The organism is Novosphingobium sp. (assembly GCF_031424035.1).
GTDB lineage: Bacteria > Pseudomonadota > Alphaproteobacteria > Sphingomonadales > Sphingomonadaceae > Novosphingobium.
The window spans coordinates 1-9226 of record NZ_JANPGP010000018.1 but is presented as its reverse complement, the minus strand read 5'-3'; the positions used below and the strand labels follow the sequence as shown (position 1 = coordinate 9226).

Genomic DNA, 9226 nt, shown 5'->3' with positions numbered 1-9226 from the left:
CGCGATGAACCGCCTGCTTTTTTATGTGCCATGGAATACTACTCCGGAATCTTATTCAGCAGCCGAGGCAGCGGCGGCCTTCTTGGCCGGTGCCTTCTTGGCGGGCGCATCGGCGGCAGGAGTTTCAGCAGCTTCCTTCTTGGGAGCGGCCTTCTTCTGCTCGGCACCGACGGCAGTGATACGCAGAAGCGTCAACTGCTGGCGATGGCCGTTCTTGCGGCGATAATTGTGGCGGCGACGCTTCTTGAAAACGATCACCTTTTCGCTCTTTGCCTGCGCAATGATCTCGGCCGAGACGACGACGCCCTTGGCATCCTTCACCTCGCCGCCGTCACCGGCCAGCAGGACATCGCCCAGCGTGATGGTCTCACCGGCTTCACCAGCCAGCTTTTCCACCGCGATCTTGTCTCCGGCAGCAACTCGATACTGCTTGCCGCCCGTGCGCACGACTGCGAACATGTTACCTACATCCAATTCTGTTTGTCTTTTCCACCCCGTTGCCCAGGCTCCACATGAAGCCTTCGCATCCGGCGCGCCGAATCCCCCTGAACGCGCAGGGGTGTCCGCAAGAAGCAGCGCCCCTAGTGCAACCTCCCCGGGCTGTCAACGCCGGAAGCGGGACTTTCGCTTGCTGCCACTGCGCGGTATGGCCTGCATATGAACAGCCAATTCCGCCCAAGACTGGCCGCCGCGCAGATCGTCGCACTGGGCACATGCCTGATCCTTTCCGCCTGCGCCAGCGCTCCGGGATACCCTTCGCTGGCCAAGCGCCCGGCGGAACGGATCTCCGGGACGGCCCAGCCGGCCACGCCGCCACCCGTAGCACAGGCGCCCGCGCCACTGAGCCCGGAAATGCAGGCACGCCTTGGCCAGCTGGTGGAACGTGCCCGCGCGGCCCACGCGGTGTTTACGGCCGGCAAGGGCAAGGCAGACCGCCTGTCATCCGCGGCCCGAGGCGCAGCCGTATCCAGCGAGGCCTGGGTGGTAGCCACTGTGGCGCTGGCCGAGCTCGAATCGCGCCGCAGCGAAGTCATGATCTCGCTGGCCGAGCTCGATTCGCTTTATGCGCGGGAAAAAGTAGACGGCGGCGATGGGGTTTCCATCGCCGCCGCCCGCGACCAGGTGACCGCATGGGTCGCCGATGAGGATGCGGTCCTGGCCGAATTGCGGGGCCGGATGCGCGCCTGATTCGCGCGCCAGCCCTGACTTGTCAGAGCGTCGCCATGATCACGGCGATGCACAGGCCCCAGAACACGATCAGGATCGGCAGGGTCAGCACTTGTGCGCTCGCTTCAAAGGCAGTGAGGCGGCCCGAGAGGGTCTGCACGCCGCGATTGGCGAACTGGCCCCACGACAGCGTCTTGGCCGCATTCTCGGGGTTCATCGCGACCCATTTGAAGCCAAGCCCGAAGCCGGCGATGATCGAGAACGAGAAGACCGCCATGGGCAGCGCCAGCTCGGGGTTCATGAAACAGACCGTCATGATCGTCAGAAATCCGAAATAGCCGATCAGCGTACCGATATAGAGCGCTGGCGGCAGTTCGAACGTGCGGTTCACCCGGGTCTGGATGGGAGCATCGCTGACCTGTGCCATCGAAGCGAGGTCGGCATGGGAAATCTGTTGGGACATGGCGGAAACACTCCTTGATTCAGGAGTGCGGATAGGGCCCTGCGAATCGGGCTTCCTTGACCGAAGTCAAAGGCGCGGCATCAGCTGCATTTTCATCCCCAGCGGGACAGGTCCTGCCGGTCCTCTTCGCGCGGTTCGATCCAGTGCCACTGCCCGCCCGTTTTCTCGCGCTTCCAAAACCACGATTCGCTCTTGAGGTGATCCATGGCGAAATCGGCAGCGGCAAAGGCGTCTCGGCGATGCCGCGCGGCGGCAGCGACGAGCACGATCGGTTCGCCGGGCAGCATGACACCCGCCCGGTGGATGATCAGCATGCCATCGAGTTGCCACCGATTCAGCGCACTAGCAGCGAGGTCCTGCATTCCAGGGAGCGTCAGGGGTTCGAAATGCGACAGTTCAAGCGCCTCGCAGCCGCCGCCAGCGCGGACCTGACCCAGGAAGCTGACCACGCCCCCGGCCTCTGGATGGCGCGCGGTGAAGGCGGCAGCTTCGCGGGCCGGATCGAAAGGTACCAAGAGCAGGCGGACGTCGGCAGCCACCCTCAGCCTCCACTGACGGGCGGCAGGAACGCGAGCTCGTCCCCGGCATCGACGACCAGCGATTCGCGCGGTACCAGACGGCCATTGAGCGCGAGCTTGACGCGCAGATCGGCAAGCGGTTCGGCCAGCGGTCCGGGCAGGCACAGCAGCAGGTCTTCGAGCCGGGTCGGCCCGGCAATCGTAATGTCGATCTCGCCGCCACCGGCAAGGTCCGCCAGCCGTCCGAGAAACACGAGCTTGATCATCGCCCGGAGCCTCAGCCCCCGGTCATCGACATGTGGCGCGGCAGAGCCGGTGCGGCGCCCCTGCGGTCGATCTCGAAATGGTGGCGTTCAGGCTTGATCCGCATCGCCGTGTCGAGCGCCTCGGACATGGCCACTTCGGGGTCAGCCGAGCGCAGCGCCCCACGCAGGTCGACCATCTCGCCGCCGCCAAGGCAGGGATAGAGCTGGCCGGTCGCAGTCACGCGGATGCGGTTGCAGCCTTCGCAGAAGTTGCTGGTCAGCGGCGTGATCAGGCCAAGACGTCCGCCGGTTTCAGCAACATCAAAATAGCGCGCCGGTCCGCCCGTTCGGTGATCGCTGGGGGTCAGGGTGAATTCGGAATCGAGCCGATCCCGCACGGCGGACAGCGGCAGGTAATGGTCGATACGGTCTTCCTCGACCTCGCCCAGCGGCATGACCTCGATCAGGGTCAGGTCGAGGCCCTTGCCGTGCGCCCATGCCATCAGCGAGGGAATTTCCTCCTCGTTGATGCCCTTGAGCGCGACGGTATTGAGCTTCACCTTGAGACCCGCAGCCAGCGCGGCGTCGATGCCTTCCAGCACCTGCGGCAGCATATCCCGGCGGGCCAGCTTGGCGAAACCAGCGCGACCCAGCGTATCGAGCGAGACGTTGATGCGGCGCACGCCCGCTTCGGCCAGCGCCTCGGCATGGGTGGTCAGCTGGGTGCCATTGGTGGTGAGTGTCAGCTCTTCCAGCCCGTCCCCAAGCTTGCGGCCCAGCGCGCGAACCAGCTCGAACATGTCGCGCCGCACCAGCGGTTCGCCACCGGTCAGCCGGATCTTGGTAATGCCGCGATCGATGAAGCCCAGCGCCATGCGATGCAGCTCTTCCAGGCTAAGCACGTCGGCCTTGGGCAGGAAAGTCATCCGCTCGGGCATGCAATAGGCGCAGCGCAGGTCACAGCGGTCAGTCACCGACAAGCGCAAGTAAGAAATGCGGCGCGCGAACTGGTCAAGGAGGGGGCGGGTTACGGTCACGAGGCGGAGTGTATCACCTTGCCCGCGCCTTCGCCATCCAGAGGAAGGTATTGCCCGGTGACCCCATCGGCTGTCGTCAGATAGGCTTCGGCAGCAGCAATCGCGGCTTCGTCGTCGCCCGCAATGCCGTTGATTCGGCGCGGTGCAATTTCGCGGGCGAGCGACTGGATCGCAGCCCGCCGCCAATCGGCATGACCATGGCCGGAAGGGGGGAAAACGCACACTATCGCCGCATCGGGCATGGCTCGAAGGCGGGGCAGAACATCAAAATGAAAAGCACTCGCGGCGTCCAGCGCATCGTCCGGCAAGACTCCGACCCGCACCAGCATGTTCAGCGCCGGATCCTCGTAAGCGTCATGCCGATTTCCTCGCCGGCCTCGCTGATGGCGAGCTTGACGATCTTCACCGTCACCGCCTCAACCCGGTCATCCTGGACGAACAGCGTGTCGCAGATGTGATCGGCCACCGATTCGATCAGCTTGAAGTGCACGCCGGGCGGCAAGGCCTCGGTCGCAGCGAATTTCAGATCCATGTAGTTCTTGCTGGCGGTCAGCGGCGTGTCCGGATCGAACCGGGGCGGCACTTTCAGCTGCACCTGCACAGTAATGCGCAGCGGCTGGGGGCGGCCGGTCTCCTCCGAATAGATGCCGGTGAGGACATCATGCTCGAGGTTTGCCACTTCAAGGATCAGGCTGTCGGCCATGGCGCGCGCTATGGCTTGGCGAAGGGACGCTGTCCACCCTCCGCAGTTGGCGACGAATCGATACAAATGCGCATTTGGCCCGCAGAGAGCCTGCTGCTAGCCTCGTAGCGTGAGACCAATGGGAGCGGACCGATGAACAAGCGTATTGCACTGGCACTTGTAGCAGGCGTGACTTCGGTGGGCTTTGCCGCGCTTACCCCAGCCTTGGCCACCAACTTCGCGGTCCTGCTCGGCAGCAGCGAGCGCCCCGATGCAGACAAGGCACGCGATGCCGATCGCAAGCCGGCAGAGGTTATGGCCTTTGCCGGGATTAAGGCGGGCACCAAGGTTGCCGAACTCGCACCGGGCGGCGGTTACTACACTCGGCTGCTTTCTGCCGCCGTCGGGCCCACGGGCCACGTCTACACTTTCGCGGGGCGTCCTTCGGCGGCTGTGGAGGCTTGGGCAAAGAACCACGCCAATGTCACACAGCGCGTCGGCCTGCCCGACGATTCGCTTGCCCCGGTGCCAGTTGATGTCGTGTGGACGACAATGAATTACCACGACTTCAAGAACAACAAGGTCGGCGAAACTGATGCTGCGGCAAAGTTCAATGCAGCCGCTTGGGTGGTCTTGAAAGTGGGCGGAATTTACCTCGTCAACGATCACGAGGCCGCGCCTGGCGCAGGCTCCAGCGTTACCCAGACGCACCACCGCATCGAATCGGCAGCGGTGATCCGCGAGGTCGAGGCGGCCGGGTTCAGGCTCGTCGGCAAGAGCGATCTGCTGCGCCACGCCGCAGACGATCTCAACAAGCCGCTGCGCGATTCGGAGCGCGGCAAGACCAACCAGTTCCTGCTGAAATTCAAGAAGGTGAAGCGCTAATCCTGACGCCAGCGGGCGAAGATGGCGGTGGGCAATAGCCTGCTGCCCTCCCCGTCTTCCTGAACCGCAAGATCACCGTGTTCGATAACGCCGGGCAGTTCGGCGAAGTGTTCGGCGAGCAACCCCGCCAGCGCCAGCGATGACATGCGCACCGCATAGACGGTGAGGAACAGGAACCTGCTGTCGCCATCGAGCAGTGCGCGGCAATCAGATACCAGTCCGGGCAGGTCGTTTTCCAGCCGCCAGACCTCGCCTTCGGGTCCGCGTCCGAATTTTGGCGGATCGAGGATGATGCCGTCATAACGCCGCCCGCGCCGCACTTCGCGCGCCGTAAACTTTGCCGCGTCATCGATGATCCAGCGCACCGGGCGGGATTCCATGCCCGACAGCGCGGCATTCTCGCGCGCGGAGGCCACCGACTTCTTCGAGGCATCGACATGCGTGACCGGGCCGTACTGGCTGAGCGACAGTGTGCCGACGCCGGTATAGCCGAACAGGTTCATCGTTTGGGCATCGCTGCGCCCGGCGAGTTGCTCACCCATCCAGTCCCACACCGGGGCCATGTCGGGGAAGAAACCGAGGTGGCGAAACGGCGTGCAACTGGCAGTGAATTTCACATCGCCGCGTGAGAGCGGCCAGCCTTCGCGCGGGACCGGCGCGTCGAAGTGCCAGCGCCCACCGCCGTCCTCGTCGGAGGCGGGAATGAACTCACCATGCGCCTGCCAGTCATCGAGGAGCGGGGTCCACATTGCTTGCGGTTCGGGCCGGATGAACCGGTGTTCTCCGTAGCGCTCAAGCTTGCGGCCATGCCCCGAATCGACGAGGCCATAGTCCGCCCAGCCCTCGCCAGCGAGGATCAGCGGAGCGGTCTTGAGCTCAGCCATCAGCCCTTCGGAACCGCGTGGGTGGCGACATATTCGGCAATGCCATCGTAATCGCCGGGCAGTTCGGTGCAGCGTTCTTCGCGCTCGAACAAGTCACCGACGCGGCTAGGCATGCTTGGCCGGTGGCCGGTGGCGCGCTCGACAGCCTCGCGGAACTTCGCCGGGTGCGCAGTCGCCAGCGTGACGACCGGGACGGCGGGATCAATGCCAGCGGTGCGCGCGGCGTGGATGCCGCAAGCGGTGTGCGGATCGATCAACTGCCCGCAGTTCTCCCAGCCCCAGCGGATCGCCGCCGACATTTCCGCAGCATCGGTGCGCGAGCTGGAGATCAGCACTGCGGCGCCTTCGCGTTGGGCATTGGTCAGTTGCATCGCCTTGGTCGCTTCGAAGCCGGCCATCTGCTCGGCCAACGCCAAGCCATCACGTCCGCCAAGATCGAAGAGCAGGCGTTCGAAGTTCGACGATACCTGGATGTCCATCGACGGCGCGGCGGTAGGCGTCACTTCGCCCTGGCTGTAATCGCCATTGGTCAGCGCGCGGTGGAGGATGTCGTTGACGTTGGTGGCGACGATCAGCCGCTCGATCGGCAGGCCCATCTGCGCCGCGACATAGCCAGCGAAGACGTCACCGAAATTGCCGGTGGGCACCGAGAAGGCGATCTTGCGGTGTGGTGCGCCCAGCTGAAGACCAGCGGCGAAGTAATAGACCACCTGTGCCATCAGCCGCGCCCAGTTGATCGAGTTGACCGCGCCGATAGCGAAACGGTCGGTCATGGCGGAATCGTTGAACATCCGCTTCACCATCGCCTGGGCATCGTCGAACGAACCATCGATGGCGATGTTGTGGACGTTGGGCGCCAGCACCGTGGTCATCTGTCGGCGCTGGACATCCGAAACGCGGCCGTGAGGGTGGAGCATAAAGATGTCGATGCGGTCACGCCCGGCAACAGCGTCAATCGCGGCCGAACCGGTATCGCCTGAGGTCGCGCCGACGATTGTCAGGTTCTGGCCAGTGCGGCCGAGGAATTCCTCGAACAGCAGGCCGAGCAGTTGCAGCGCAACATCCTTGAACGCCAGCGTCGGGCCGTGAAACAGTTCGAGCAGCCAGTTCTGTTCATCAAGCTGTACCAGCGGCGTCACCGCCTTGTGCGCGAACCGGCCATAGGCCTCAGTCGTCAGTTCCAGCAGGCGCTCTTCAGTCAGGCTGCCAGCAACGAAGGGCCCCATGACTTTGGCTGCGAGCTGGGCATAGGGCAGCCCAGCCATCGCGGCGATCTCATCGGTCGAGAAGCGCGGCCATTCGCGCGGCACATATAGCCCGCCATCGGATGCCAGACCAGCGAGCGTAGCGCCGGCAAAATCGAGCGCCGGTGCGCGCCCTCGTGTGGAGATGTAGTCCATGAACGGGGCGGTTAGCCGCGCTCGTCCCTCGCGGCAAGCCGCTTCCTGACCGCCAGTAGATAGATGACCAGGGCAATGCCGGCGAAGAGGAACCACTGCACGGCATAGGCGAGGTGGTTATTGGGCACGTCCTTGGGATCAGGCCGGGCACTAGCCTGCAGGCCAGCAAGCGGCGGATCGGCGACGAGCCTCGGCACATGGTTCGCGCCCGGAACGATCACACCGAGGACCTGTCCGCCTTCCCACTTGACCGGAACAAGATCGCGCGACCAACCGAGGGTAATGTCGGCGCCTTGCATAGCATCGCCAATCGTGGGCGCGACAACATCTCCGCCGGTCACGCAATGGGCGACGCGCGCCCATCCCGATTCGCCCTTTGAGCTTCTTCCGGCGATGTCGCGGTAAGATTCGACACGTTTGCAGAACAGCGCCGCTCGCCGGAACAGGAATGTGTCATCACCCGGCATCACGCCGAGCGGCGCGATAGGCAGGTTTTGCGCTGCCTCGTAATGCAGCATCTGCGATTCCTTCTGGCCCAGTCGATCAAGCTGCCAGAAGCCGAGCCGGATCATGATGGCTACGGCTATGAGAACGACAACAGTCGGGATCACAGGCAGACGGCGGATCATTCGCCCTTCACATCCTTGCCTTGGGCTTCCACGGCCTTGCGCCGGTATTCGGCACCGAGCAGCCAGGCCTTGGCGCCGCGCAGGCCCATGATCACTGCGCCAGCGGTGAGCGGCAACCACAGGATCGCATGGACCCACAGCGGCGGACGCACAGCGGCATCGAGCCACAGCGCCAGCGCAACGATCACCGCGCCGATGATCAGCGTGAGGAAGGCCGCTGGTCCATCACCAACATTGAAGCTGGCAAAGTTCAACCCGCAGTTTCGGCAGGTCTCGGCAAAGTTTGTCAGTCCGCCAAATAGCGTGCGGAGCCCGCAGCGCGGACACAAACCGAAAAGGGCAGCTTCGGCCTCATTTCTGGAATGAGTGCCGGGCTGCCCCTTTGTCTCGGTACCGGTGTCGGTCATCAATGGACCGGGTAACCCCAGCCACCCCATACGTAGATGGCGACGAACAGGAACAGCCACACCACATCAACGAAGTGCCAGTACCAGGCAGCGGCTTCAAAGCCGAAGTGCTGGCGCGGGGTGAAGTGGCCCTTGTAAGCGCGGACCTGGCAGACGATCAGCATGATCGTGCCGACGATCACGTGGAAGCCGTGGAAACCGGTCGCCATGTAGAAGGCCGAACCATAGGTGTTCGTGCCAAAGGCGAAGGGTGCGTGGGCATATTCGTAAGCCTGGATCGAGGTGAACAGCAGGCCGAGAATGATGGTGAGCCACAGGCCCTTCTTCATGCCATCGCGGTCACCGTGGATCAGCGAGTGGTGCGACCAGGTAAGCGTGCAGCCCGAGCACAGCAGGATCAGCGTGTTCAGCAGCGGCAGGTCGAACGGATCGAGCACGGCTTCGATCGCCTTGGGCGGCCACTGGCCGCCAACCACGTCGGTCAGCGTGCTGGGGAACAGCGAAAAGTCGAAGAACGCCCAGAACCAACCGACGAAGAACATCACTTCGGAAGCAATGAACAGGATCATGCCATAGCGCTGGTGCAGCTGCACGACAGGCTTGTGATCGCCGGCGTGAGCCTCGTTGACGATCTTGGTGAACCACTGGAACATCGATGCCAGAAGAATGGCAAGGCCGAGCCAGGGCACAAAGTGGCCACCGGGCAGCTTGTGCATGAACAGCACCATGCCGCTGGTAAAGGTCAGCGCGCCGATTGTCGTTGCCAGCGGCACGATATCGGGCGGAAGAATGTGAAAATCGTGGTTCTTTGCGCCGGCCATGATGGTCCTCAAGTCCCTGTTGCAGCAAGCGGCGGGCGTGCCCGCCAAATTCGAATTTCCGGCCCCTTATCGCGCCCTGTCGGCGCGG

The 9226-nt window shown here is 63.7% G+C and carries 14 protein-coding genes; 2 read left to right on the top strand and 12 right to left on the bottom strand.

Annotated features, from left to right (window positions below):
* Window positions 1-51 precede the first annotated feature (51 nt).
* Window positions 52-459: a 50S ribosomal protein L21 gene (gene rplU, locus RMO89_RS02335; protein ID WP_310530987.1), complete on the bottom strand. Its 408-nt coding sequence runs from the start codon at window positions 457-459 to the stop codon at window positions 52-54.
* A 198-nt stretch (window positions 460-657) separates the two neighbouring features.
* On the opposite strand from rplU, the gene RMO89_RS02330 reads away from it, so the two are divergent.
* Entirely contained in the window at window positions 658-1188 is a 531-nt protein-coding gene (locus RMO89_RS02330) for a hypothetical protein (protein WP_310530986.1), read from the top strand.
* Window positions 1189-1210: 22 nt separating this feature from the next.
* On the opposite strand, the gene RMO89_RS02325 is transcribed toward RMO89_RS02330, so the two are convergent.
* The 6 genes from RMO89_RS02325 to RMO89_RS02300 form a co-directional block, all read right to left on the bottom strand.
* Complete coding sequence (locus tag RMO89_RS02325; RefSeq protein WP_310530985.1) at window positions 1211-1630, bottom strand: hypothetical protein; 420 nt, start codon at window positions 1628-1630, stop codon at window positions 1211-1213.
* A gap of 92 nt (window positions 1631-1722) precedes the next feature.
* Window positions 1723-2169, bottom strand: a complete 447-nt coding sequence (locus RMO89_RS02320; protein WP_310530984.1) for a molybdenum cofactor biosynthesis protein MoaE — start codon at window positions 2167-2169, stop codon at window positions 1723-1725.
* 2 nt (window positions 2170-2171) lie between these two features.
* On the bottom strand, window positions 2172-2414 hold the full coding sequence (locus RMO89_RS02315) for a MoaD/ThiS family protein (protein WP_310530982.1): 243 nt from the start codon (window positions 2412-2414) through the stop codon (window positions 2172-2174).
* 11 nt (window positions 2415-2425) lie between these two features.
* Entirely contained in the window at window positions 2426-3430 is a 1005-nt protein-coding gene (moaA, locus tag RMO89_RS02310; protein ID WP_310530980.1) for a GTP 3',8-cyclase MoaA, read from the bottom strand.
* Window positions 3427-3759 carry a Rossmann fold domain-containing protein gene (locus RMO89_RS02305; protein WP_310530979.1) on the bottom strand — a complete coding sequence of 111 codons (333 nt, stop codon included), beginning with the start codon at window positions 3757-3759 and terminating at the stop codon, window positions 3427-3429. The genes moaA and RMO89_RS02305 overlap by 4 nt, the downstream gene beginning before the upstream one ends.
* Window positions 3760-3761: 2 nt before the next feature.
* Window positions 3762-4133, bottom strand: coding sequence for a dihydroneopterin aldolase (locus RMO89_RS02300; protein ID WP_310530978.1), 372 nt, complete (start codon window positions 4131-4133; stop codon window positions 3762-3764).
* A 132-nt stretch (window positions 4134-4265) separates the two neighbouring features.
* On the opposite strand from RMO89_RS02300, the gene RMO89_RS02295 reads away from it, so the two are divergent.
* Window positions 4266-4997, top strand: coding sequence for a methyltransferase (locus RMO89_RS02295; RefSeq protein ID WP_310530977.1), 732 nt, complete (start codon window positions 4266-4268; stop codon window positions 4995-4997).
* Here RMO89_RS02295 and RMO89_RS02290 read toward each other — a convergent pair.
* Genes RMO89_RS02290 through RMO89_RS02270 form a run of 5 tightly spaced genes read right to left on the bottom strand, consistent with a single transcriptional unit; the run spans window position 4994 to window position 9138 of the window.
* Window positions 4994-5881, bottom strand: coding sequence for a class I SAM-dependent methyltransferase (locus tag RMO89_RS02290; RefSeq protein ID WP_310530976.1), 888 nt, complete (start codon window positions 5879-5881; stop codon window positions 4994-4996). The two genes, RMO89_RS02295 and RMO89_RS02290, sit on opposite strands and share 4 nt — an antisense overlap.
* On the bottom strand, window positions 5881-7281 hold the full coding sequence (gene thrC, locus RMO89_RS02285) for a threonine synthase (protein ID WP_310530975.1): 1401 nt from the start codon (window positions 7279-7281) through the stop codon (window positions 5881-5883). The genes RMO89_RS02290 and thrC overlap by 1 nt, the downstream gene beginning before the upstream one ends.
* 11 nt (window positions 7282-7292) lie before the next feature.
* The gene (locus RMO89_RS02280) at window positions 7293-7910 is read right to left on the bottom strand and encodes an SURF1 family cytochrome oxidase biogenesis protein (protein WP_310530974.1); all 618 of its coding nucleotides are present in this window, start codon (window positions 7908-7910) and stop codon (window positions 7293-7295) included.
* The gene (locus RMO89_RS02275; RefSeq protein WP_310530973.1) at window positions 7907-8317 is read right to left on the bottom strand and encodes a DUF983 domain-containing protein; all 411 of its coding nucleotides are present in this window, start codon (window positions 8315-8317) and stop codon (window positions 7907-7909) included. Before RMO89_RS02275 ends, RMO89_RS02280 begins: the two co-directional genes overlap by 4 nt.
* Window positions 8317-9138 carry a cytochrome c oxidase subunit 3 gene (locus RMO89_RS02270; RefSeq protein WP_310530972.1) on the bottom strand — a complete coding sequence of 274 codons (822 nt, stop codon included), beginning with the start codon at window positions 9136-9138 and terminating at the stop codon, window positions 8317-8319. The genes RMO89_RS02275 and RMO89_RS02270 overlap by 1 nt, the downstream gene beginning before the upstream one ends.
* Window positions 9139-9226: the final 88 nt, after the last annotated feature.

What these genes read in the sequence shown, in the direction of transcription:
- rplU (WP_310530987.1), bottom strand. Translation starts at nt 459, where the DNA reads ATGTTCGCAGTCGTGCGCACGGGCGGCAAGCAGTATCGAGTTGCTGCC.
- RMO89_RS02330 (WP_310530986.1), top strand. Translation starts at nt 658, where the DNA reads ATGAACAGCCAATTCCGCCCAAGACTGGCCGCCGCGCAGATCGTCGCA.
- RMO89_RS02325 (WP_310530985.1), bottom strand. Translation starts at nt 1,630, where the DNA reads ATGTCCCAACAGATTTCCCATGCCGACCTCGCTTCGATGGCACAGGTC.
- RMO89_RS02315 (WP_310530982.1), bottom strand. Translation starts at nt 2,414, where the DNA reads ATGATCAAGCTCGTGTTTCTCGGACGGCTGGCGGACCTTGCCGGTGGC.
- RMO89_RS02305 (WP_310530979.1), bottom strand. Translation starts at nt 3,759, where the DNA reads ATGCTGGTGCGGGTCGGAGTCTTGCCGGACGATGCGCTGGACGCCGCG.
- RMO89_RS02300 (WP_310530978.1), bottom strand. Translation starts at nt 4,133, where the DNA reads ATGGCCGACAGCCTGATCCTTGAAGTGGCAAACCTCGAGCATGATGTC.
- RMO89_RS02295 (WP_310530977.1), top strand. Translation starts at nt 4,266, where the DNA reads ATGAACAAGCGTATTGCACTGGCACTTGTAGCAGGCGTGACTTCGGTG.
- RMO89_RS02290 (WP_310530976.1), bottom strand. Translation starts at nt 5,881, where the DNA reads ATGGCTGAGCTCAAGACCGCTCCGCTGATCCTCGCTGGCGAGGGCTGG.
- thrC (WP_310530975.1), bottom strand. Translation starts at nt 7,281, where the DNA reads ATGGACTACATCTCCACACGAGGGCGCGCACCGGCGCTCGATTTTGCC.
- RMO89_RS02280 (WP_310530974.1), bottom strand. Translation starts at nt 7,910, where the DNA reads ATGATCCGCCGTCTGCCTGTGATCCCGACTGTTGTCGTTCTCATAGCC.
- RMO89_RS02275 (WP_310530973.1), bottom strand. Translation starts at nt 8,317, where the DNA reads ATGACCGACACCGGTACCGAGACAAAGGGGCAGCCCGGCACTCATTCC.
- RMO89_RS02270 (WP_310530972.1), bottom strand. Translation starts at nt 9,138, where the DNA reads ATGGCCGGCGCAAAGAACCACGATTTTCACATTCTTCCGCCCGATATC.